Raw genomic sequence first — 24,704 nt, 5'->3', positions numbered from 1 at the left:
TCTGAACCGTTTTAAACGAACAAAAGGCCATGGCTAATTCTGCTTCGGCCCCCAGCCTTGGGAAATATGAACCCACTGACCGCATGAACAACCTGCACTCTTTTCCTGGATGAGAAAAATACCATCTGCAGGTGCCCAGTTGAGCCAACATGCGCCTTTGACCTGCTCGATTCCCGACCGACTCCCCCCCCGGATAGGCCACATCGACAAGCCCTGCCCGCTATACCCGGTCCGGTAAAAAAGTAAGTTTTTCGACCCCCAATAGGTATTACATCCTTGCCCGTTGTTCTTAGGAATATCACTACGTTTTAATACACCGGTCAACGCATCAAAGACATTCGGGGTCAAAAGCACCTCACCATTCACGATCACAGGGTGCTGATTCTTACCGCCGTGGTCGGTTTTATAACAAGCGGCCGATTGATTCCAAACAGGTGAGCCATCTGCTGGGTCGTAGCCATAAAGATAGTTTGTCCCACCGTCGCCCGCACTGAGAATCACGCGCTTGCTCTCCCCATCATACATCAGGAAAACCGTCTGGGTGCCACCACTAAAACTTGATTCTTTTTCCCACAGCTTCGCCCCGCTGGCCAAATCGAGGCAAACCAGATAGAGGTCTTGCTTCCAAGTTCCTGTAGCCAATCGACGCGAAACTCCAGCAACAGCTGACTCATTCCTGGTTTCGAGAAAATAAATTTTCCCATCCCCCACGGTAATGGTGACACTCAAAATCAAGCCCTCCTGATACGCCCAATTCACCGAAGCATCCGAGGGATTGATCGAAAAAAGATTATCCGACATCACTTGGTTGGCCAGAGAGCCCCCCACATGGGAATACCAAAACTGACTTCCCCAGTGGCCTTTGTAAAAAGCCTCATCCACAGAAGCCGAACCGAGCAAATGCCCATCGGTACTACAAACATAGTTCCAGCAATAATCGAGGTCTGAGCGAGGACCTTCCACTAAAGGAAAGCTTGTCAGTTGCCCGGTATCCCCATCCATTCTCCAACATTCCTTTCTCAGGGAAAGCCACACCGCATCGGCGTCAGCGCTCAAGTTGCCAGCGTCACGCAGCATGTTGAACCGCTGGGCATCATCCAGTTCCTTACTCCACAACACACAGCCATTGTGTGAGTCCAAAGCTAGAATCCGACCTCGGCCCTGACAGTAGAAACGACCATTCATCGCAAGCGGTGGCTGCTCTGCAGTCTGCCTGTCCCAGGCCAACTCGGGACCGGGAGATCCAAGCCAGCGCAACTCAAACCCGCCCATCGTGGTCTTGCCGCTAAACTCCTCAGTCGATGAGGCCGTATTCGATGGGTTGCCGTAGGACATCGACCACACACCGGTTCCCGCACGCTCTGCTTTTTGCTCGGCATACACCTCACCTTCCTTCAGGCCGGCCACCCATCCACGCCCTGGAATGGAATGAAATTCGACCGCCGATTTCAACATCTCAAAATCACCAGCCTGGGCCATGTGCGATTGGGATACGATCAAATTGAAAAAGTCAGGCGCAAAAGGAAGTTGCGACAAGTCACTGGCGAGGACAATGGATACTCTCGAACCATACACTCCACGAGCTACCAAAAAGGCCCTTGCCGCATCGACTTCAGCCTGCGTGTCCTCCACACCGATGACCACCATCTGGCTTTTACGCGCCAATTCGTAGGCCAGTCGACCATCACCACACAGGTAATCGAGACAATAACCACGATCCAAGATCCCAGGCTGAGACAAGATTTCATCCGCCCTCGCCGACCAGTTCCCGCCTGAATCGTATCCAAACTGTTCAGGCACGGGGGGAGGACTGTAATCCCAGAGACCAGATACCGTGTAGGTCTTGGAGCGAGACTCAATCCCATCTACTCCCACTTGAATCACGGTGTAAGTAAATTCTTTACCCGCATCCATGTTGATCACCACCTCATGATGCGTCTTCAACGTGTAGTCTTCGTAGCGACTTGTTGTCTGCCCGTCCGCCCCATAATTGATGACAGTGACCGTAGGCTGAGCCGTCGTCCAGCTCACAATCGCCTGACCATTTCTTAACTCAACGGTTGGTTCGATAGTCTCGGCAATGGCTGCCTGATAGCGGGACTCCATGCGCACACGCATCATCACCCTTCCAGTCGCTACAGCATCCACAGATTGATAATAGCGAAGCTGATACTCGCGCTGACCGTTACCCAGGTCAATCGGGTTGCCATGAGGAATAAACCGCCCTTCGCCACTCATCCAATTGGCCAAGTCCGCACTGGCTTCCGGCACATAACTGATATCGCCATCCAACTCAGGTCGCATGTAGTGCAGCACTGGATAACTCTGCCCGTCGATTTCAACTTCACTCACCCGGCTAACAGCTGAGAATTGAGGCGAGCTGGGATTGGATCCCTCAGCAAACTCACGATAGTTCGACAAACCATCCCGGTCAGCGTCACCGTCAGCATGCTGGCTGAGATCTCCGAAATGACTTTTCTCCCAAGCGTCATCCATACCATCAGCATCCGAATCAACGATGGATTTCCCACTCAGTGCCAAACCTTTGGTACTGGCTCTGAATACATCAATGGCTTCATTGTCTCCCAGAGCTCGATTCCATACAGCGACCTCATCCATTTCCCCCTTCCAAGAATAATTTCCGTTACCGTCAAGCCCCATTGCCAAGGGCAGGGCATTATCCACAGATCCAGCCCCCGAGATATTGATGGCCTTGACAAACTGACCATCCACAAAGCACCTCGCTGAAGCGGATCTCGAGCAAGAAACCAAAATATGATGCCACCGACCATCGGCTAGTCCACTGGCACCGCTGGCGATATCGCCACTCTTACGGCTACTTCCAGCGATGTTCCATTTCACTCCACCGTCACTGGTGGCATACACCCCCCAACCGGGTGACGCTCCGTTACTCCAGTTCTGCTTACAGATCAGCACACCATCTCCAGCTTCACCATTGGGCAGGCTCGAATTCATCACCCCCCATCGCTTCATCCAAAACGAAACCGTAAAATCGCCAGTATCCCCAAAGTCCAAGGCGTCATGATCAGCAACCCATATACCCTGTTGAAGCTGGTCAGAAAAAGTCACCGCATGACCATACACACCGTTGCCCGAAATCGCAGGACGATTCACCGGAGCTCCAGGATGAACCACTGCGGCACTTGCCGTGTCCTTGAATCCATCCTCAAAGCGGTAATTGGCAATCAGACCATTCGCCAAACCTCCGGGCGATAAGGTCGCTTGAGCCGAGATGTCTGTATGCCCGCCGCCCTGCCAGCCACCATAAGCCCTGAGCTTATAAGTATACGTGACAGGCTGATTGACAGGTAATGGAGGAGTATCCACATAACTGCTGGCACCCAAAGCCAACGTAGCAATAAGAGCATCATCCCGAAACACCTGAACCCCGTCCGCTTGAAAACCCGAACCAACAGCAGCCCACATCAGAGTCACCTGCCCAGTCAAGCTGTCTGCCGTAGCCGACAAATTTTGGGGCAGTCCCTCAAGGTCCCATTGTAGCTCAGCCGAAACCAATGAGTCTGCAACCACATCCCCCCCGTCATACAACGCCACAGAGTATTGATAAACCACATCGGCATACCGTGGCGGAGACGGGCTGTCCGTGAAGGTAGCACGATCCGCCGCCAAGGTCGCAATCACGCTTCCATCCCGACTCACCCTGATCTCAGGCGATGTCAAACCGGCCAAATCATAAGCGTCCCAATCCAATTGGACCTCTCCGGATTGATCATCCAATGACACCTGCAAAGCGGAAAGGATATTCCCCAATGGCTGCCCCGCCCGACCGGAGGTATAAATCGCCTGAATCTCATCCTGACTCAATGCCCGCCCCCAAATCGAGACATCATCAATCCCCGTAGCAGGCAAACCTGGATAGGATGAACCATACCCAGCCCCATCACCATCCTGCCCCATCACAATCTGATTGTTGCTTCCTGTAAAACTTCCCAAACCTGCAATCGACTGAGACGAGGGCGCGGAAGCATCGTCACCAATCGTCGTCACATTATCATCCAAAACATAATTGGATAACACTCCGGCATCACGGTCCACCACCAGCGCGACCAGCGACCAGCTCCCGGCTCCCGGGTCCAGATCAACCCATGATGTATCCTTCCGGGTCGAACCGTCCGAAACATTCGCCTTGATATTATCATCGGAAATCGTCGACACCCATCCCAATGTCCCCCCCGAACTTGACCAGTTTTTGCCGCCGCCGGCGATCAACACCGGATCGGAACTCACCGCCCCGCTGACATTCACCCAATAGACCACCGAAAAACTACCTGAACCAAAAACATACTCAGCACCACTGGCCGACAAATAGTGACCGCCCGCCCCGTCTCCGACCGTGGCCGCCTGACCAAACATACCATTTTGGTAAACCGAGGCATCGGACCAAACCGCATCGTTGGCTGACGAAGATCCTCCAACTGCATTTGAATGATCCTGAGAATCGCCATTCATCGGGTAATAACCAAGTAATTGATTACGGGACACCTCAGCCGAAGCATTTGTGAGACCAAAACCTAATACGCCGATCATCCCAGAAACGGCAGCCGACCCAAGGGCTTTTTTAATCTGACCCCGTGTGTGTTTATTTTCGTTCATCGCCATCATGCAGGAAGCGCATTATGTGAGAAATGAGACACATTTCAAATTCAGCCCCATAACATTAGTGATAATAATCATGGCATTTTTGACACCCTTTGAGTGATACCATCCCGCAGAGTGTGTGGTGACTATCACTTCAATTCTCGCTTCGCTGAATATCCACACTTGGATATTTCAACAAAAAAGAGACAGTCTTGTTTGATTTACCTGCCCCCTACTGAAAAGTTCTCAGTCGTCACGAGTATTCCATCGTCTAAGAACCGCCTCCCGGCTTCACCTCCACATTGCACCCGATGATTTCCCACACCATGAAAACCATGCTTTCCATCCTAGGATTGGCACTTGTCTGCACCGTCCCATTCCACACCGCTGCTGCTGAGGAATCCCCGCTAGCCGAACAAAACCGCTACAATGTTCTGATGATTTGTATCGATGACCTGCGCAACGAGCTCGGGTGCTACGGTGTGGAGGAGGTGAGTAGTCCGAACATCGATCGCTTGGCCGATTCCAGTATCACGTTCAGCAACCACTACGTCCAGGTGCCCACCTGCGGAGCTTCACGCTACGCCTTGCTCACTGGACGTCGTCCATCGAGTTCTAAAGGAATGAGTAACAACGCGTTCCACAACCTGGGAAAAGGAAAAAGCAAGGACCTCTCTCTGAGCTTACCGGAAAATTTCAAACGCAGCGATTACACCACGGTCACCATCGGCAAAGTTTCCCATACACCGGACTCCAAAAACTATCGTTACAACGGCAGTGGCCCCGGCACCCCGGAGATCCCCAATGCCTGGACCGAGATGGATATGCCCTATGGCCCTTGGAAATACGGATGGGGATGTTTTTTCGCCTACGACAAAGGTAAACACCGCGAAGATAAAAGCGGCTACCGCCCGGTCATGGAATTCCCCGACGTCAAGGACAACGAACTGCCCGACGGCCAAAACTGCGAACACGCATTAAAAAAACTCGAGCAGCTCAAAAAACAGAAAAAACCATTCTTCCTAGCAGTTGGATTCTATAAACCTCACCTCCCCTTTGTTGCTCCTAAGAAATACCGGGACATCTACAACGATGTCGATGTCAAAGACAGTGCCGTTGTGAAACGGGGCAACACAGCCTATGCCCATCGCAGTGGAGAATTTTATGGTTACCACATGCCTAACAAACCACTTACCGCAGAAGACCGGATCCAAACAAAAAAAGCCTATTACGCCTGCGTCAGTTACACCGACGCCCTCGTCGGTCGCCTACTCGACAAGCTGAAAGAGCTCGATTTGGAAAAGAACACCATTGTCGTACTTTGGAGCGACCACGGGTGGTTCCTCGGTGAGCACGCGATCTGGGGCAAGCACTCCCCGCTGGAGCGTAGTGTGCAAAGCCCCTTGATGATCCGCGTCCCAGGTAAAGCGGGGGGCATGACTTCGGCCGTCGTTGAAACTCTGGACGTTTACCCCACCCTCCTGGACCTCTGCCAACTCTCGGATACTCAAACCGCCTTTCCTCTCGGAGGATCAAGCCTGACTCCAGTGCTCGACAAACCGGAGCACGCTGGAAAAAATGCAGCCATCAGTTACTGGGGGAAAAGCAGGTCCGTGCGCAGCGGCCAATACCGTCTGATTGCCACAAGACAGGGGAAAAATGGATGGACCAAACGGGAACTCTACGACCACAGCCAAGATCCCGAAGAAACCCATAACCTCATCTCAAAAAAACCAGAGGTCGCTGAACGTTTGCTCAAACTACTGGACGCAGACGCCCCAATATTAATCAAGTAAATCAAATGAGAGGCCTGGCAGAGCGCATCCCCCTAAGGGCTAACAAGCTGCGGAGCTAACAAGATTCACCTGATTGAAGAGAATTGACAGGATTCTTTTTAGAAGTAAGCGATAGGTTGTGGCCAAACCTTGATCTTTGAAGATTAAAAATCTTGAAAAAATCCTGACCATCCTGTCAGCGCCGCAGGCATCACCGACAGACTCTCCCTAATGTAAGAGCCCTGAGAGGTCTTGTCCTGCTTGATTGGCATGTTGCCTCAACATGAATGCCCAGCCCCGGACACCGCAGCTCGGCCTCACATGAAAAAGCTCCGTCGTGATTCACAAACCACGACAGAGCTTGGGCACACACAGTCAAAGTCAACTATGCTATAGAAGTCATACCATTTGATCAGTTAAATTGGCTGAATGGTACCACAGCGCCACGACTGAAAATCATTTTCCTGGGGCGTATTTGGGATCCAGCACATTCCATGGTTTACGCATCGACCTGTGCATCCCCGCGATCGCCGTTTCATTCCCAACGACGGTCTGTTTCTTTCCATCCCATTCGACTTGGCCTCCATTCCGTATCGCCAGATCCACGAGGTGACAGGCGATGTCAGAGCGAATAGCGGATGACAAATTCGTAACTGTTTGGTTACGCCCTTGAATGGCATCAATAAAATTCCTTGCATGCCCCCCCTTGGAGTGAACCAAACACTTTTCACCCGGATCTTTACGTTTATCCAACAATTCGCGTGAGGATGCTTGGAAACGGTTACGTGAACAACAGACCCACCCCTCACTGCCCACAAACAAGGTTCCGTGACTCTGTGGCCTGAAGCCGTCAAGTTTCGGCAGATATTTTTGAATGGCCTTGTCGTCTGAGAATCGAATTTGCATTCCATTGGAATAACTCAATTCAGCATCCCATTCGGTCACAGTGTCATGTAATCCCGTCGTCGGTATCACACCTGATGCTTTTACCTTTTCAGGGATATCCATGCCCGTTTCATCCAACCACCACTGCAGTTGATCCATGGGATGAGCCCCCCAACCAGCGATGAAGCCAATGGCATAATCATAAATGTAATAAATACCCGTCTTCTTCAGACACCGGTCGTCTGAGAATGGTTTGACCGGAGCCGGACCATACCACATGTCCAGATTGAATCCTGCAGGAACAGGCTTCGGAACATGCACACCGCCAGCTTTACCTCTTGGAGCCCAAACATAAACTTGTTTCACCTCTCCGATGTGTCCATTCAAAACCAATTCCATGATCGGACGCACATAAGCAGTTGACCTATTCTGAGTCCCGTACTGAACCTGCAGTTCGGGATGCTCCTTCACCACCTCATTACATGCAAGGCACTGCTCAATACTCACGCCCAACGGCTTTTCCACGTACACATGTTTGCCTGCGCGAGCAGCCAACAGCATCGAGGGAACATGCCAATGATCCGCCGTGGAGATATGAACAGCATCAATATCATCCTGAAGCATCGTTCGAAAGTCATCCGTTTCCTGGAAGGTTTTGCCGGACAATGTTCTGTGCTTCTTCAGCTGGCTTATTTTTGCCAGATTGGCGTCAGCTAGAGCCACCACCTCTACGTCCGGCATCTGCGCATATTCATATGCCACTCTCCCCCGGTTCCCACAGGCAATCATGCCTATTCTAACTCGCTCGCTTGGAGCTGACTTCCCTCCTTTTCCCAGTGCCGTAGCCGGAATAATGGTGGGGAACCCCAATAAGCCAGCAGTACCGAGTGAGGTTTTGAGAAATTGACGCCGCTTCATGCCAGCTTTCGATTTGATTTGATTATCCATTTCACTCATCGTTTGGTTTTGATTAAAATTCTATGATTGTTTCTTGTTCTATCGTTTGTGACTGACCCACTGCAAAGCGCGGATAAAAATCTCTTCAACTTTGGGCTGGCTCAGAGACCTTACGTCATGACCGAGAGATGTTGCAAAGCAACGGCCCTTGCCAAATTGTCCCACAAAAACACAGGGTTCCCAAGTCTCCGAACCTCCATCGTGTTCGGCGGAAAAAGATGAAGCCAACACCTTGGCTTTCGGATGAACTTCAATATTTCTCCATAGCTCCCCTCTGATCTGGCCTGGGTTCCAACCTTTGCATACCGGGTGAGCTTCATCATCCACACGAATCGGAAACACATGTTGTCTCCCGTGTGTGGTTCTTTTATGCTTCCAGGTCATCAGGCTGATTTCATGATATTCTTTCCAATCGTAGAATGATGAGGATCCGGCATGAACACATAGATGGCCCCCTCCATTCTTTACGAATTCGACATATGCTTTTTTCAGGGGAGCCGGCCATTCCTTGACTTTCGAATTTTTGGGAACGGTATTCCAATTCGAAACAATCACGTCAATATTCTGAAAATCTTCAGCAACAAGCAAATCAGGGCGCTCCGTTACACTGAGCTCTACGTTTCCAGCTTTCTCAAAGATGTTTTTCAGCAAGGGGCTTGTCTTTTTCCAATCATGATTGTTTTGCCCTGAAAGCAACATGACCCGGATCGGCTCAGCTTGGGCTCCGCCAAGACACAATCCAATCGCGAGCATCCACTGCAGAATGTTTTTGATCGATCCCATGATTCTTTGCAGCGAAATTGTTATGAACTCCAGGATTGAAGCCTTTGAACAGATTCAAGGATGTTCTCAGTCCCGGCAACCTCCAAGGTGGTAGGTCCATCAAAGCCAATCCGATCTAATTCCTCGACGATTGACGGAATACCGACAATGCCATCCCCCAGTGGGATATTCCCCATACCACATCCATACACAGCCCCACGCTGGGCTAACCACTCCGACCCCATGTCTTTCCAATGCACATGCTTGATCCGATCTCCCAAGGTTTTGACAAAGCATAAAGGATCCCCACCTCCAAGCCAGGAATTACCAGTGTCCAGATTCACTCCCACCACATCTTCGTTCCCAAGCACATCCAGCAAACGAACCATGGTTTCAAGCCTATCGGTCAATATCCCATGTGGCTCCAGCAAGAGTTCGACGCCCAATTCACGAGCCCAACGAATCGGTTCATACAATTTGGAAGCACACATCAGCAACATTTGCTCCTCATCGAGACCTTTGCCAAAATCCGTTTTGGGGTCCCCTTCCGTAGTGATCACCTGCTTAATCCCAAGCAAGTGAGCCAAGCGAATGGCTTTAATAATCTGACATGTCCCGAAACGATCAGGGCTCTCTGGGTCAAGCAGGTTCGCATGCGCGCAAACACTCGTCGCGGTTAATCCATGGCTGGCAAGCATTTCTCGTATGTTTGCCGGATGAGAATCCAAGCTCATGGATGCCGAAAACCCATACTCCACCCCCAAAGATCCACCTTCATGGGAATCCGTGAGATCCACATAATCAATCCCCATGGCTTTAATTGCTTCTAGCTGTCTCTCGAAAGACGTAAACGGCTCAACCAATGCAAAACATCCTATGATCATAATTTCGACTCTAATGCTGGGATTACTATTCTATAAAAATCGCTTCCACTTCAACGCGCAAACTTAAGGACATCATGAATTACAATCACTCAGAGGCGACACAAAAAGCTTTCATTTTTCTTCACTGGTAAATATATAAAGTTTCACAAAAACCCCACATCGCCAAGCCACCACCGATGAAACACACCAGCGCCATCTTTCAGGATATCGACCAAATCCGTATTGCCGACTCTTGTGAAGAACTCAAAAAAGCGTCTGAAAATGAGCATGTCAACGTCCATGCATGGTCTCACCCGCCCTATCCTGGAGAACAAGTAGACCCAGATTACCTTCCTGAGATAAGGTCACTTGGCTTTTGGGACATCACCAAATCACAAACCTGGGGACTTGGCTCTCATTGCAATGAAGGTATCGAATTTTCCTTTCTACTGGGGGGGAAAGTCGAATTTGGAGTCAGCCAACACATCCAAGAATTAAAAAGCGGACAAGTCGCAATCACCCGCCCCTGGCAATTTCATCAAATTGGCAATCCTGATTTATCGCCCTCAAAACTATTCTGGCTAATCCTCGATGTCAAAGTTCGCCGACCAAACCAAGCATGGCAATGGCCTGACTGGGTCCTCCTTAGCCCGCAAGAGCTCAATCAATTGACAAGCCTTCTGAGACATAACGAACAAGCGATCTGGGATACCAATTCCGAAGTATTCGGCATCCTAAAAAAATTCACCGACCTCATCGAAAATGAGCAACCGGAAAATAACCAAACAAAACTAAAACTCTACAGCAACGAACTGCTCTTGGCCTTGCTCCATTTACTCATCAGTAAAAAACCCAGCATCGACAGCCACCTGTCAACCTCAGAGCGAGTGGTAGAAATGTTTTTAGATGCACTCAAAGATCATATTGATGAAGATTGGACGCTTGAGAACATGGCTAAACAATGTGGATTATCCCGCAGCCAGTTCGCATCTTACTGCAAAGTCATCACAAACATGACGCCCGTCCAATACCTCAACCATTGTCGGTTTCAAACCGCCACCAAGATGCTCGTCGAACAACCGGAAATGAACATCGGCGAAATTGCAAACGCCTGTGGATTCAAGTCCCTCGCCTATTTCTCTGCCCGATTCCAAAAGCTTCGCGGCTGTTCACCCAAAAACTACCGCCACGGCACTTCAGAGGATTGAGCCCCCCAAAAAAAATTCTCCCCCGCCCCATCGGATAGCCCCCCCACCCATTCGAAACGTACGTGACTGTCCACCGGGTCACCGCATGATATCGTCCTTAAACAAGTCATCGCCTGATGACAGCACCTCGCAGTCTCGATATTTTGCATTTTGCTATTCCGAGACCTGACAAATAAAGGTAAAAGCTCTGCATGCCAGCCGCCCGAGTGCTCATCGACGGACCCAATGAATTGGTCTTTGACTACGCCATTCCTGAAGGAATGGACGCCCGGCCCGGCTGTCGGGTAAAAATACCCCTCCGCAATCGAGCATCCACAGGTACCATCCTCGCTCTCGCCAAAGAACAGGCGTCCGAATTTGAACTCAGGGAAGTCCTGGAACTCATCGATCCCGACCCCCTGATCACGCCAAAGCTCATGCAAATGGGGCATTGGATGGCCGACTACTATGGCGCCCCCATGGAGTTGGTGATGCGAGCTTTACTACCGGAAGCCGTTCGGCAGGAAAACCATTCCGAGAAAACGCGAAAAATGGTCCACCTGCTCGAAACTCCCGATGAGGAGGCCATGACCAAGCTCTCCAAACGAGCCAGCCGACAACACCTGATTCTCACTTTACTCCAAGCGGCGGGAGGTAAAATGCCTCTATCCGACCTCGGGGCCGGAGCCTCGGCATCCATCAAAGCCGTAGCCAAACACGGCTGGGTAGAAATCAAAGATGAACCCGTCCGACGTGATCCCGATGCAGGAGAAGCCTTCCTCGAGGACTCTCCTCTATCGCTCAACAGCGAACAACAAGGCGCCATCGAACAGGTGTTCAAGGAAATCGAAACCCCGGATAAGCCCATGCTGCTTCACGGTGTGACCGGGTCGGGAAAAACCGAAATCTACCTCCAAGCGGCCCAACGCTGCCTCGATGCCGGCAAATCGGTCCTCGTCCTACTGCCGGAAATTGCTCTGGCGCCACAAACCGTGCAACGCTTCAAATCCCGCTTTGCATCCATCCAGGATCAGGTCGCCGTGATGCACTCCAACCTTTCACAAGGTGAACGCTTCGACGAATGGCACCGCATCCGCAACGGCGAAGCAAAAATCGTTATTGGAGCCCGCAGCGCTGTGTTTGCCCCACTAACGAACCTTGGCATCATCATTGTCGATGAAGAACATGAAAACTCCTACAAACAAGATACCTCCCCCCGCTATCACGGCAGGGACCTCGCCGTTCTCCGAGCCCATATCGAAAATTCAGCTATTCTGTTAGGGTCGGCAACCCCTTCACTCGAATCCTTTCACAATACGGAAACTGGCAAGTATCAACTGCTCAAACTCGAACAACGTGCCGATGGACAATCCATGCCGATTATCCGGATTGTCGACATGAAGATTGAAGGCCGCAAGTACAAGGGCGCCGGCCCGGCCATTCTATCCGATCCCCTACGGGCCAACATGGAAAAAAAACTCGCCGAAGGTGAGCAGGTCATCCTTTTTCTGAACAGGCGCGGGTTTGCCCGATCCCTGCAATGTCCGGCCTGCGGACTGGTCATCGAATGCCGGCATTGCTCCATTCCGCTAACCTATCATAAATCCGAAGAACGGCTGATCTGTCACATCTGTGGCCATCAGGCGATCACCCCACGGAAATGCCCGGAATGCCACGACCCGGGAATCCGGTTCCAAGGCTACGGCACCGAGCAAGTGGAGGGGGTGTTACAAAAAGTTTTCCCCACCGCCAAACTCGCCCGCATCGATACCGATACCATGCGACGCAAGCATGCCTTGCGGGACACGCTGAAGGCATTCCGTCAGCGCAAGATTGACATCATCATCGGCACCCAGATGATCGCCAAAGGTCTGCATTTCCCCAATGTCACCTTGGTCGGAGTGCTCAATGCCGACCTCGGTCTGCACGTTCCCGACTTCCGGGCCGGAGAACGCACCTTCCAACTGCTCACCCAGGTCGCAGGACGAGCCGGTCGAGGAGAACTCGAAGGTGAAGTGATCGTGCAAACTTACACGCCACATTCTCCCTCCATTCAATTTGCCCGTCATCATGACTTTGGCGGTTACGCCGATCAGGAGCTCGAGTTCCGCCGTCAATTTGGCTACCCCCCTTACACGCACTGTGCCGTGATTGGCACGCGCTCCACCCACCAACGCCGCGCTGAATTCACCCTACAAAACATCCATCAGCGGCTGAAAAAAGATCTCCCTCAGGGAATGGTGCTCGGGGAGCCTCTGCCCTCGCCGCTTGTCCGGGCCCATGGTCAATTCCGCTACCAGCTGATGCTCCTGGGATCTTCGGCCCGACAGCTATCCCGCCATATCAGCAACATCCTCAACCAAACACCTCCGCCGGACGATGTCACCCTCGTCTTTGATATGGATGCGATGGGATTCTAACCGGAAGTTACTACTCCAACACCTGCCATCGGTGCATCGTCACTTCTTGAGAGAACCAAGGGTTCTGATCCTTGCGGCCATGCAAGATGGCAACCGCTCCAATTCCGGGGTCCGCTTGAATCCAGTATCCATCACCCAGATAGACCAAGGTATGCACCTTGCTTTGCGTCACGGCAAGATCTCCGGGCAACAGTCCATCATACGACATGCTGTTAATTTTCCCACGAATTGAAAGGGCTCGGGTAAACCCGCGATAATCCTCAGACAAAGCCTTGGCACTGGTATCATACCACCATTGCTCGAGAAACATCCGACACGCCCGACCATTGCCATGCTGCAGTCCATATGCCAACAAAGCGTCCCGCAGAGCCTTGCGAGGCAAGCCGGAACAGTCGATTCCACGTGCACTTTCGCCACCCCAATGGTAGGTCACCCCCTCCAGGGCTCTCATTCTCTGTAAATAAGACACCCGTATGGCTTCTTGTTTCAGACGTTTCGCTGGCAGGAGAAATGGAATAGCGCACAAGAAGGGAACCGAAATAAGCAGATAGCGAATGAGGTGCTTTTTCCACATCAATGCCAACAGGGTCAGCCAAAGAACCCCGAGAGACAACAAGAACCCTAATCGGTAAGATGTTGCATTGACCGGATTCCAATACAACAAACCCAAGCCACAGCACACCCCTAACAAAATAAAGAACAACAGCCTCTTGGAAGATTGTATCCGTATCAACAACTTCATAATCCTAGATCTTCTGTTCACGATCCTCTAACCACTCCAACGGATCCACTCGATAATAGCGGCGCAATTGATCATACACCTTGGGGTAGTGCTCTTTCAGCTGTCTTGGCTTTTCATAAAACGTCTCTGTCAATACAGCAAAAAACTCCGCCGGATTGGTCGCACCGTAGGGATCAATCACAGTACGTTTCCCTTTTTCCAACTTTGTCTGGAATCGTTCAAACGCCGAGCTAAAAACACTCGCCCACTCTCGATAACAACCGACCGTTGACAATTCCGGGACTCCATCTGCGGCCCCGTCCACTTGATCGAGCTGATGGGCAAATTCATGGAGGGTCACGTGATGCCCATCCTCTTCATTACGTCCACCCGAAACCACACTGTCCCAAGCAAGAACCACACTCCCAGAGTGCCAGCTTTCCCCAAGGCGCACATCTTCATCACCATGCTCGCCTCTGGCTTTGTAAGCGGAGGGGTAGAGCAAAATGCTGCGCAAATTCCGGTAAAAATCATGCTTCCGATTCACCAGAAGCAAACATGCCTGAGCTGCTATCACCCGCTGCATATGCCCACTCACTTCTTCGAGCCCACCACAGGCCTCGAAGTTCTTTTCCTCCATAAACACATGCATCAGACCTTCCAGTTCATCACGAACCATATCAGGCAAGCGGGCAAACAAAGGAAAGTCTTCAGCTACCTGTCGGCGAGCATCCTCGTCCAGACGCATGGCCATCCACGCACGTCTTCGAGAACGCCGCAAGGCAGCCCTGCCGGAAACGACCCCGGCAATGGCCACCACCGGTCCGAGCACGATGGCTGTAATCTCAATTCCCGTCATACCTTACTCCGTTCATTCCAGGCTAATAATTCCTCGTATCTCACTCCCGAACCACCAAAAAGATCCAAGGCACTTCCCACCGTGACGTCGATGTTGCCTCCGCTTCGCTCTGCAACCACATTCAAGTCATCCATATGGGCAACCCCACCGGCATAAGTCATCGGCACCCCTCCCCAGGCACCAAGCAGATCAATCAGCTCGGCATCAACTCCACCACAGAGTCCCTCGACATCGGCGGCGTGAATGAGATATTCCGCACACCATTCAGCCAAGGCGTCCAAAGTCGCATGGGTGACATCGATACTGGTCAAAGTCTGCCAGCGGTTCATGGCTACCGTCCACCCGGATTTCGTCTTACGGCAACTCAGGTCCACCACGAGGCGTTCCCGCCCGATTTCGCGGGCCAATTCCTTCAGTCGGTCTTCCCGGAATCTGCCATCCTGATCAAACAGCCAGGATGTGACAATCACTTGGGAAGCTCCGGACTCAATCCACTCAACGGCATTGCGCAAGTTCACTCCGCCACCTAGTTGCATTCCTCCGGGCCAGGCCCCCAAAGCATCGCGGGCAGCTTCCTGATTGCCCGCCCCCAGTTGGATGATATGCCCACCCCGAAGATCAGACTGCCGGTAAAGGTCGGAAAACCAGGCAGGATCCCGATCAGATACAAAGTTCTCTTTCGGTCCCGCTCCCTCATCGCGCAGCGTGCCTCCAACGATTTGTTTTACTTTGCCGTCGTGCAGGTCGATACAGGGTCTGAATTTAGTCATCGTGAAGAACAGTTTTTTGAAAATGCTAATTAATATCGAGGGGGCATGTCACCTGTTCAACAAATGTCAGACCACACGATGGAAATCGGTTGGGCTGATTGGTCCAATCAGCCGCCGAGAACGATATAACAACAAAACATCCCGAATGCCAGAACCGATATCGAAACCAAATAGTCAGTCGATTACCCCCGAAGACACTCCAACGCATCCGCCAGTTGGCAGTGATACGCATCCCGCGCGAGCTCATACCCTCCAAACTGCCTGAGGTGATCCGTCATCCACTGGGTGTCGAGCAGGATAAAATCTTTCTGCCTGAGCCATTCGACAAGATAAACCAAGGCTACTTTGCTGGCATCGGTTTTACGCGAAAACATGCTTTCACCAAAAAAGGCACGTCCAAGAGCTACTCCATACAATCCCCCCTGCAAGCCATCCTGGTCCCAAGACTCGACGGACACCCCAAAGCCCAATTCGTGAAGTTCGCAATAACTCTCCAGGATCACCTCGTCAATCCAGGTCTCTTCTCGATCTGCACAGGCGAGCATCACTTCGCGAAAGGCTTTGTTCATGCTCACGCGGAAGACGCCCTTCTTGAGCGTCCGTTGTAAATTTTTACTGACGTGAAAGCGTTCATCCAAAGGAATCACTCCCCGCTTTTCTGGCGAATACCAACAAATCTCCCCGTCCTCCGCCATGGGAAAAACGCCCTTGCTGTATGCACCAAGCAACACCTCAGCCGAAATAGACTCCATCATGCTCAGAGAGCCTAGCGAACTCACCAGCAGGTGTCGAGTCGAAGCCCGGCACTCGCTACGCTGAATGACCGAAGAATAAAGACAGGGTCAACATGGCGCCATCAACATGGGGTCAGTCCGTGGATTGTGGATGAAGTGAGTGTTCGCAACACGGGGTCAGTCCGTGGATTGCGGGTAAAGTGAGTGTTCGTCGTTTCACCTGCTATTTCAACTTACACAACCACTTGCTACCTTCCTTCGTTTCACGCGCCCATTTTTTGGATGCACTAACATTGCTCCGATGCCCCATATGGAGCATTTCTGCTATCCATTTGGTACCTACCAGTGTTTGTGATGAAAGCCACGCTGCCAACACCTGTTTTTCGGGTGCTAGCTTTAACATGCCTTCCAATTGTTTGGGGACTAAGTCAAGTTTTTCCATCCCCTCGTTCAGTAGCTTGACAGCTTGGGCCTCCCCATGCTCCTTGACGGCCGCTCCCGTCAAGCTTTCTCGTTTTGTGCTTTGCAGTGCCTTTTCAGCCTTATCCAACATACGCTGACGAAATTCGCCATCACCTAGACACCACCCGCGTCGCAATTCTTCATAGCCGATGCCAGGTTCACCGCCCTGCACTTCTTCTCCGCGTTTATCCATGTATTTGGCATATGCTTCGCGCCCTGCTGTATTGTCTTTGAAGGTGTAACTTTCCAGAACTTTATCGACCATGAGCCAGCTCGGACGTTTGCGCCTCCAGCTGCAATACGACTGAAGACTGCTCCATGGATAATCTCGCAACCGCTCCCATCGCTTGCCCTTGCCTGTCATTATCGCACGGGCTGGGTTAAGGTGAATGTAATCTGATACAGTCTGAAAATAGTTGTGATCCCGTTGCTCACCGTTGACTACTTGAGCTTTGTATCGCCCTTGAAACAGGTGACCTCTCCTTCCTTGCCATGCATTGATCCTCTGTGTGTAGGTTCCTTGAAACCACTTCATACCATCGACAAGATTACCTTCGGGGGTTTCGAGTAGCATGTGGTAATGGTTTCCCATTAACACATAGGCATGAACATACCAGCCAGCACGAATACAAGCCTCGTCAAGTGTATCGAGAAACCTCTCGCAACCCTTATCTCCAAAAAAAATATCCCGCCCGTTGTCGCCTCGACACATCACATGATACATCGCTCCTTTGAATTCAATCCGTATTGGCCGTGCCATGCACAACAATCAATCAGGGCTTTGCTTATCAGTCAATCCACAATCCACGGACTGACCCCTTTCTGCTTGAGCTTTGTATCGCCCTTGAAACAGGTGACCTCTCCTTCCTTGCCATGCATTGATCCTCTGTGTGTAGGTTCCTTGAAACCACTTCATACCATCGACAAGATTACCTTCGGGGGTTTCGAGTAGCATGTGGTAATGGTTTCNAATATCCCGCCCGTTGTCGCCTCGACACATCACATGATACATCGCTCCTTTGAATTCAATCCGTATTGGCCGTGCCATGCACAACAATCAATCAGGGCTTTGCTTATCAGTCAATCCACAATCCACGGACTGACCCCTTTCCGGACTCCTCTCTGGCCTATCTCATTTTTGCCGCTTTTGCTCAGGCCATGCGGAATCGAATAATTTGATCAAGTCATCTAATTTGAAGATCTTATTAGAAAATTTATCTTCCAAGTCCAATGAAGCGACAAGCCCAACTTGCTTTTTGTAGATTGGTATAAACCAAGCACTAGACTTACAAACGAACACCAAAACACCGTCTTGTTTGGTCATAGAAGCCAAATGAAGGGATTCTTTTGTGTTGATCATCCCAGCGTATCTCCATTCGGAGGTTCCTCCAACCCAAACCTTTTTTTTGACCATTTTTTTCCCATCATATGTATACAGTCCTACAAAGACTGGATCCATGGAAACTAAATGCTCCCTAAAGGGGGCATTGGCATTGGCAGCCTGGCTGTAAAAAGGCGATAATATGGAAAAAGCTACTACAGCAAAAGCCTTGCAAATACCAGTTCTCATCGTGTTTTGATTCATATTGTTAATGGTGGGACTGGATCAGGAGGAAACACGTCATTCTCAGAGTCGATTTTCATTTTCTGTGACTCTAGTTTAAAGGGATAGCCTGAAATCATCACAATATGAATAGAGCCAGCACATTGCACCGCCGGTTTACGCACAATACATCCACGCTTATAGTAAGGTTCTAGAAATTTAGATACCTCGACATCATGCTTTCCAAGCGCGACTGCAAGAACGTTTGGAGCTTCAAATTTAACTAAATCTTTCTCGTGACGTGATAGGCCTCCATAAATTCCTTCATAGCCTGTGTTGATAAACATATGTGGTTTTTCCCCACGGGAAAGTACCCGTTCACGATGGCTTGTAATAGTGAACTCCGAATAGATTGTAGGCTCTTTTTCCGTGCTGGTATCGCAACAGTACCATGGCTCAGATTCACAAACCCACTCAATTGTAACACTAATGCTTTTGACGAATCTTGTAGGGCTAGGGTGGAAAATTGGTTCATTTCCCGAATCATCAGGCGGGCCAAAAATCGGCATAGGATCAACAGGAGGACTTGGTCGTTCAATTAAGCCCAGAAAATCATAAGAATTAACCCCACCATTCTCAATAAACCCATAGACGTTCAATCCTCCTTCCTCTTCAATCGGATCCCTCTTTATCCACCTCCCGGTCACCGGATCGTAGTATCTGTAACCGTAGTAGTTGAGCCTAGGTTGGGAAGTTTTCACCATTCTCCTTGCAATTTACTTTTTATCTTTTAGCAAGAGATTTTTACGGAGAATTTTAGCTATGCGACCAATTTGATCATCTTTAGGCAAATGAATCAGTATGGCACCTCTTTCGAGTTTTCCATTAACAACAGGGCTAACCACTTTCTCTCCATACAGATATATATCTATTCGCTTGCCTTGATTCCGCCTAATGAAATTCTTCAATTCTAAAACCTCTTCAAAAACTTTTATCTCAAGAAACGATCTATAACTAACGTCATCCACCCCCGTAACACCTCGCACTAAACCCTGAGACAAAGATACTTCAGAAGGAATCACAACATCTACCCGTTCATCCCCATTCCTAAAACTGACAATAGGGTCAGCCTGCACTCCAAAACAACAAAACACAGTAAAAAATAATAGCAGAAATTTAGTATTCATAGTAATAATCGTGTAATTGTTTGCTCTGATCTAAATGGTCGCCCCATGTCGAACCAGTCTGCATTAAATATTCCTGATGCTTTTTACAAGATGTATTAAGTATTAGAGCTACAGCCCCCTTAACATAATAAGAATCTGTATGAGGGTTAGCATATTCCCAAACGCCGGCAACACAGCAGGCACGGCACACTCTCGACTGTTTTCCTGCATTCACAGCTTTTATGTATTTAACTTCACACTCGGCTTCTCCAAGAGCCTTAGCAAGGCCGTAACTTCTTGAACCCGAGGTAGCAGCCTGCTCTAAAATTTCTCCGACAAATTCAGCAATAGCTGCACCTTTTCCTGTTTCAATCCCTTTTGCAATCTCATCCAGCCTTTTTTGCAACTGTCGACCTCTTTTACGTCGAGGCTGGGGATCTGGATAGCGTAAATTCTTACCATTACCGTTTCTCCCCCAACCTTTACCCTTCACTCCACCGCCTCCTCCCTTGCGTGGCTTCCCACCAAGAATATCAAGCCATTCAACAGGCTCATTATAAACAAATCCATAAAGATTCATTCCTCCTTCTTCCTCAATCGGATCCCTACTCAGCCATCCCCCTGTCACTGGATCCAGATATCTGTAACCGTAATAGTTTATTACATAATCAGACGTAAAGGTAGCTTGAGGTGTATTGATGGCTTGAGATAATGATTCTCGCGGGTGAAAATGACAGGTGTATTTGTTTGCTAATGCTGCACGTTGGTTGAATCGGTTCTTAGCTTCATGCGTAGGCATAGAAGCACTATTTTTAGTGCGGGTGATACATGCAGTAAGGCCGATCAATGCTATGCAGGTAAAGGGTTGGTGGCGACTTGAACCCATACCCGATGCTGCTTCAGGTCGCATCATCGTAGTGGTAGTGTGCAGCTTTGATGAGAGCCTGAGCGGTCGGCTAATCAGGTCATCATAGGCATGGATTTGATACCAGAGAAACGAAGTCATCTGTTCTCCTGGGGCTGATTTTTCAGGGGTAGCGTAGTTGTAGATAGCTCCGGCATCCGTAGATTTTTGGAAGAATAAGACAAGCGGGATAAACACAAAAAAGATGACTGACAATGATCGCAACAAACAAAAGCCTGATCTGTGAGAATCCTGCGCTGGAAGCCGTTGAGCCATTTGTGCTACGGCAATACAGGATTCACCCGATGCCTCATGGCTTGGGGCTGTGCTTTGATTGGATGTGCTGGCTTGTGCTCCTGACACGAAGCCAATCTAGCAAGCAAGCAGAGAGAAAAAAGGATTATTTTCGAAAGATTCTTTGGTGAAAGTCGGAAGGTTTCAAACCGGATGCGTCTCTTGGACCTGATGTGGTGACGGTAGATTCTCTGCAGATGATCCAGTCGGGGCTGCCCCATCATACCCTGAGCTTCACAGAGAGAGAAACCAAGCATGGTGCCCGACAGGAAGACGAGGACTGGGAAGTCCTCGTTTGCTCCATATTGAGGTCCGAAAAAATGAATCGCGTAACGATCGAAGTGCCGGCATTTTTGTCTTTTTCCCCAGCTCCTGGTGTCCCAGCCATCGATCAAGACCGAAGTGCACGGTCAAGCAAAGCCACTTCCTCAATCACGTCGGCAAAACGATGGCTCGTCCCGAGCGCGGGAGCCACACGGACATGACGTCCACCTAACTCATGCGTATGGCCATGCACTGGATCACCTTCCGGCAGGCCCAACATTTCAGGGATATCCCATCCTCCGTGTTGGCCATCATTCAACAAAAATGGAACCACCAAAACCTTGTCGTGATTTGCCACATCCCGCCACTCGTTGACAAACGGAGATTCCTCCAACCATAGATCGCAAATCTGACCGTAGGCACTGGATGTTTTCAGCCCCTCAATGTGTTGCATCAGAGTCTCCTTCGAGCGTGGGTTTTTGGTGGACCCGTGCCCTACCAATAACAAAGTAACATCCCTTTCGCACCAATCCCCCAAAACGTCTTTGGCGGCTTGATAGATCAAATCCTGCATCATGGCGTGAGTCCCGACCGGGGAAATATACCGAACGGAATCAGGCAAGGTATCCATTCGCAACATGCTGGGAATGACCTGCAAGGTAAAATACCCCTCGGCGAGAAAGTCCGGAACAATGGTCAGGTTTCCCACTTCCTCATCCGGCAAACATGTCAGTTGGGCTGCAACATTTTCGAGACGGGGTTCTTCCTTCAGAAAAGCGACATCGACAGATTGAAAGTTCCCTCGTTCTCTAAGCAAGTCCGCATGCATTCGGACGGATTGAGACGATTCGGGGTGCTTCGAGGACCCATGCCCAAGAAGCAGCAATGATGGCTGTGTCGGAGGCTCCAACATATCTAACTAAATGTTTATTTTTTCCATTCCTTCCGCAACCCGGAACAGGCAAAGCTGGCTACAGATTAAATCTGGAAATCGGCAGCGCCGGAATCCAAATGCAATCCACACTCGTATTTTTCACCACCGAAGCGTGAAGATTCGGCCGTACCTCCCTCTTCAACAGGGCTCGTCGAATGCCAGTCACCCATCGTCTGGTATCCCTGGGATTCCAGCGGGTGTGGGGGGATCGCATTCTCATAAAAGTAGGCCGAAACCTGCGCATCCGCCCAGTCCAGAATAGGATACACCTTCAGTGTTTTTTTCTGTTGTTCACCAAAGGTACGATCTGCACGCGTGCTGGAATGAGACCGGCGTAAACCACTGATCCATATATCGGCACCCAAATCGAGTAAGGCCCGGTTCATCGGTTCCACTTTATTGATCAATCCATACTTGGTATTTCCTTCTTCACCCTTTTCCCAGAGTTTACCATAGAGTGCCTCTTGGCGAGCTGCTGACAACTTCGGCTGATAGACGTGCACATCCAAGCCGAGCGATTCGATCAATTTCTCGGCATAGCGATAGGTCTCGGGAAACAGGTATCCGGTATCCAGCCAAACAACGGGGATTTGTGGTGCGTGTTTACTGATCAGGTGAAGCATGATCGCAGCCTGCAGACCAAAGCTGCTGCTAAGCACCAGACGGGAGCCGAAGGTTTCGTGAAGCCATGCGACGCGTTCCGCTGCCTTCATGGAAGGAAACGCCTCATTGACCAAGTCGACATCAGATTGGGGAGTCATTGCGTTTGCGATAGAGTTCATAGTGAATACCCCGGCATCGGGGAGGCTCATTGACATGAACCGCCACGAACAGCCGGTAGATGATCGTCGTTTACTGCGCTACGTTGAGGTGAAAATTATTACCTGCTGTCGTTTCCGCGACATAGCCGGCACGTACAACAAAATCCCCGAAGTGTTCGCCATCCTGACGCTGCTTTGCATAATCCTCGATAAGAGGAGAAAGCAAGGCCTTGATTTCACCCCCGGGAACCGATTCCCGATAGAGCTTATTCAAGCGCTCACCGTGGAACCCACCTCCGAGATAAACGTTGTATTTTCCAGGGGCCCGACCGACAAAAGCAATCTCACCAAGAAATGGGCGACCACAACCGTTCGGACAACCCGTCATCCGGATCGTGATGGCATCGTGGCGTAACCCAGCCGACTCAATGGTTTCCTCTAGCTCTGTGATCAAATCCGGCAGATAGCGCTCGGACTCTGCTAAAGCAAGTCCGCAGGTAGGCAGAGCAACGCACGCGATGGAGTTCAAGCGCAAGGCACTCTTCACATGCGTATCGCTCAGTTTGTATTGCTCCAGCAAGGCTTCGATCTGCTCTCGTTTTTCAGGTGAAATATTGGCGATCACCAGGTTCTGGTTTGCCGACAAGCGGAAGTCGCCGTCGTGGATTTTGGCAATCTCACGCAAGCCAGTCTTGGTAGGAAATGCCGGAGTGTCCACGACCCGGCCACCGGGAATGAAGAGATTCAGGTGACTGTTGCCGTTGGCATCCTCAGTCCAACCATAACGATCTCCGTTGCTCGTAAATTCAAAAGGCCGTGTCTCTTGCAAAGCATAGCCAAGGTATTCCTCAAGCTTGTCCTTGAACCCGTCGGCACCCATCCGTTCGACCGTGTACTTTAAGCGTGCATGCTTGCGGTTGCAGCGGTCACCAAAATCACGTTGAACCAGAACCACCTTCTCTGCGACATCCACCGCCTGCTCAGGGGTGCAGAATCCAATGACATCCGCTGTCCGTGGGAACGTGTCTTCCTGACCATGGGTCATCCCCATCCCCCCACCGACGGATACGTTGTATCCCACCACCTTGCCTCCTTCGAGAATCGCAATAAACGACAGGCAGTGGGCGTAAATATCCACATCGTTGGATGGTGGAACAGCCACCGTGATCTTAAATTTGCGAGGCAAGTAGGTTTTCCCGTAAATCGGTTCTTCTTCCTCTTCATTACTGGCAACCTTATCTCCATCGAGAAAAATCTCACGATAGGCACCGGTTCGAGGAAGCAAATGTTCGCTGATCTCCGTGGCCAGCTTCAGAGCTTCCGCATGGGCTTCACTCTGGTGCGGATTCGGATTGCACATGACATTCCGGTTCACGTCTCCACATGCGGCAATCGTATCGAGCACCACACTATCCATTTCCCGAATTGTCTGCACCAGATTACGCTTGATCACGCCGTGCAGCTGAAACGCCTGCCGGGTTGTGAGTTTCAAGGTTCCGTTGGCGTATTCATCAGCCAGCCAGTCCATTTTCAACCACTGCCCGGGCGTGACCACTCCACCGGGCATCCGCACCCGGATCAAAAAGCTGTAGGCTTTTTCCAACTTTTTCTTACGTCGCCCTGCACGCACGTCACGATCGTCCTGGACGTACATTCCATGAAACTTACTCAGCTGCTGGTTATCTGCAGAAATATTGCCGGTACTCACATCGGCAAAATCCTCGGCCAAGGTCCCCCGCAAAAAGTTACTGTTCAGTTTCAACGGCTCATTGGCCGAAAGTTTTTGTTCTTCGCTCATCGTTCTTGATTCCTAACTCAATGAT

At 50.5% G+C, this 24,704-nt stretch carries 19 protein-coding genes; 3 read left to right on the top strand and 16 right to left on the bottom strand.

The genetic code is table 11. From position 1 onward, the window contains the following. Nucleotides 1-33: 33 nt before the first annotated feature. Complete coding sequence (locus HW115_RS17310) at nucleotides 34-4,635, bottom strand: LamG-like jellyroll fold domain-containing protein (RefSeq protein WP_178934394.1); 4,602 nt, start codon at nucleotides 4,633-4,635, stop codon at nucleotides 34-36. 311 nt (nucleotides 4,636-4,946) lie between these two features. On the opposite strand from HW115_RS17310, the gene HW115_RS17305 reads away from it, so the two are divergent. Beyond that, nucleotides 4,947-6,416 carry a sulfatase gene (locus HW115_RS17305; RefSeq protein WP_227021625.1) on the top strand — a complete coding sequence of 490 codons (1,470 nt, stop codon included), beginning with the start codon at nucleotides 4,947-4,949 and terminating at the stop codon, nucleotides 6,414-6,416. Between the two features lie 435 nt (nucleotides 6,417-6,851). On the opposite strand, the gene HW115_RS17300 is transcribed toward HW115_RS17305, so the two are convergent. Genes HW115_RS17300 through HW115_RS17290 form a run of 3 tightly spaced genes read right to left on the bottom strand, consistent with a single transcriptional unit; the run spans nucleotide 6,852 to nucleotide 9,883 of the window. Beyond that, a complete protein-coding gene (locus HW115_RS17300; RefSeq protein WP_227021624.1) occupies nucleotides 6,852-8,228 on the bottom strand; it encodes a Gfo/Idh/MocA family protein in 1,377 nt (458 codons plus the stop codon). A gap of 48 nt (nucleotides 8,229-8,276) precedes the next feature. Then, nucleotides 8,277-9,020 (bottom strand): ThuA domain-containing protein, encoded by a 744-nt coding sequence (locus HW115_RS17295; RefSeq protein ID WP_178934392.1) that lies wholly within the window; start codon nucleotides 9,018-9,020, stop codon nucleotides 8,277-8,279. Between the two features lie 20 nt (nucleotides 9,021-9,040). After that, the gene (locus tag HW115_RS17290; protein WP_178934390.1) at nucleotides 9,041-9,883 is read right to left on the bottom strand and encodes a sugar phosphate isomerase/epimerase family protein; all 843 of its coding nucleotides are present in this window, start codon (nucleotides 9,881-9,883) and stop codon (nucleotides 9,041-9,043) included. Between the two features lie 176 nt (nucleotides 9,884-10,059). Between HW115_RS17290 and HW115_RS17285 the strand changes: the two genes are divergently transcribed. Together HW115_RS17285 and priA are read left to right on the top strand one after the other, a co-directional pair. Further along, on the top strand, nucleotides 10,060-11,070 hold the full coding sequence (locus HW115_RS17285; protein WP_178934386.1) for a helix-turn-helix domain-containing protein: 1,011 nt from the start codon (nucleotides 10,060-10,062) through the stop codon (nucleotides 11,068-11,070). 191 nt (nucleotides 11,071-11,261) lie between these two features. Further along, the gene (gene priA, locus HW115_RS17280; RefSeq protein WP_178934384.1) at nucleotides 11,262-13,469 is read left to right on the top strand and encodes a replication restart helicase PriA; all 2,208 of its coding nucleotides are present in this window, start codon (nucleotides 11,262-11,264) and stop codon (nucleotides 13,467-13,469) included. Between the two features lie 10 nt (nucleotides 13,470-13,479). Here priA and HW115_RS17275 read toward each other — a convergent pair whose 3' ends face one another. The 12 genes from HW115_RS17275 to HW115_RS17215 form a co-directional block, all read right to left on the bottom strand. Continuing rightward, nucleotides 13,480-14,211, bottom strand: a complete 732-nt coding sequence (locus HW115_RS17275; RefSeq protein WP_178934382.1) for an NlpC/P60 family protein — start codon at nucleotides 14,209-14,211, stop codon at nucleotides 13,480-13,482. Between the two features lie 4 nt (nucleotides 14,212-14,215). Then, a complete protein-coding gene (locus HW115_RS17270) occupies nucleotides 14,216-15,049 on the bottom strand; it encodes a M90 family metallopeptidase (RefSeq protein WP_178934380.1) in 834 nt (277 codons plus the stop codon). Beyond that, nucleotides 15,046-15,819, bottom strand: coding sequence for a phosphoribosylformimino-5-aminoimidazole carboxamide ribotide isomerase (gene hisA, locus HW115_RS17265; RefSeq protein ID WP_178934378.1), 774 nt, complete (start codon nucleotides 15,817-15,819; stop codon nucleotides 15,046-15,048). The genes HW115_RS17270 and hisA overlap by 4 nt, the downstream gene beginning before the upstream one ends. A gap of 182 nt (nucleotides 15,820-16,001) precedes the next feature. Continuing rightward, on the bottom strand, nucleotides 16,002-16,574 hold the full coding sequence (aat, locus tag HW115_RS17260; protein WP_178934377.1) for a leucyl/phenylalanyl-tRNA--protein transferase: 573 nt from the start codon (nucleotides 16,572-16,574) through the stop codon (nucleotides 16,002-16,004). Nucleotides 16,575-16,776: 202 nt separating this feature from the next. Then, nucleotides 16,777-17,775, bottom strand: a complete 999-nt coding sequence (locus HW115_RS17255) for a transposase (protein ID WP_178934375.1) — start codon at nucleotides 17,773-17,775, stop codon at nucleotides 16,777-16,779. A gap of 372 nt (nucleotides 17,776-18,147) precedes the next feature. Then, entirely contained in the window at nucleotides 18,148-18,600 is a 453-nt protein-coding gene (locus HW115_RS17245) for a hypothetical protein (RefSeq protein WP_178934363.1), read from the bottom strand. Beyond that, complete coding sequence (locus HW115_RS17240) at nucleotides 18,597-19,322, bottom strand: RHS repeat domain-containing protein (protein ID WP_178934361.1); 726 nt, start codon at nucleotides 19,320-19,322, stop codon at nucleotides 18,597-18,599. The genes HW115_RS17245 and HW115_RS17240 overlap by 4 nt, the downstream gene beginning before the upstream one ends. 12 nt (nucleotides 19,323-19,334) lie before the next feature. Continuing rightward, a complete protein-coding gene (locus tag HW115_RS17235; RefSeq protein ID WP_178934359.1) occupies nucleotides 19,335-19,745 on the bottom strand; it encodes a hypothetical protein in 411 nt (136 codons plus the stop codon). Next, the gene (locus HW115_RS20120; protein ID WP_319609413.1) at nucleotides 19,735-20,991 is read right to left on the bottom strand and encodes an RHS repeat-associated core domain-containing protein; all 1,257 of its coding nucleotides are present in this window, start codon (nucleotides 20,989-20,991) and stop codon (nucleotides 19,735-19,737) included. The genes HW115_RS17235 and HW115_RS20120 overlap by 11 nt, the downstream gene beginning before the upstream one ends. 322 nt (nucleotides 20,992-21,313) lie before the next feature. After that, complete coding sequence (locus tag HW115_RS17225; protein WP_178934357.1) at nucleotides 21,314-22,099, bottom strand: CbiX/SirB N-terminal domain-containing protein; 786 nt, start codon at nucleotides 22,097-22,099, stop codon at nucleotides 21,314-21,316. Between the two features lie 65 nt (nucleotides 22,100-22,164). Then, on the bottom strand, nucleotides 22,165-22,902 hold the full coding sequence (locus tag HW115_RS17220) for a phosphoadenylyl-sulfate reductase (RefSeq protein ID WP_178934355.1): 738 nt from the start codon (nucleotides 22,900-22,902) through the stop codon (nucleotides 22,165-22,167). A gap of 70 nt (nucleotides 22,903-22,972) precedes the next feature. Beyond that, nucleotides 22,973-24,679, bottom strand: a complete 1,707-nt coding sequence (locus tag HW115_RS17215) for an NADPH-dependent assimilatory sulfite reductase hemoprotein subunit (protein ID WP_178934353.1) — start codon at nucleotides 24,677-24,679, stop codon at nucleotides 22,973-22,975. Nucleotides 24,680-24,704: the final 25 nt, after the last annotated feature.

This window comes from Oceaniferula marina, from assembly GCF_013391475.1.
Lineage (GTDB): Bacteria > Verrucomicrobiota > Verrucomicrobiia > Verrucomicrobiales > Akkermansiaceae > Oceaniferula > Oceaniferula marina.
This window is presented reverse-complemented; position numbering and strand designations above follow the sequence as displayed.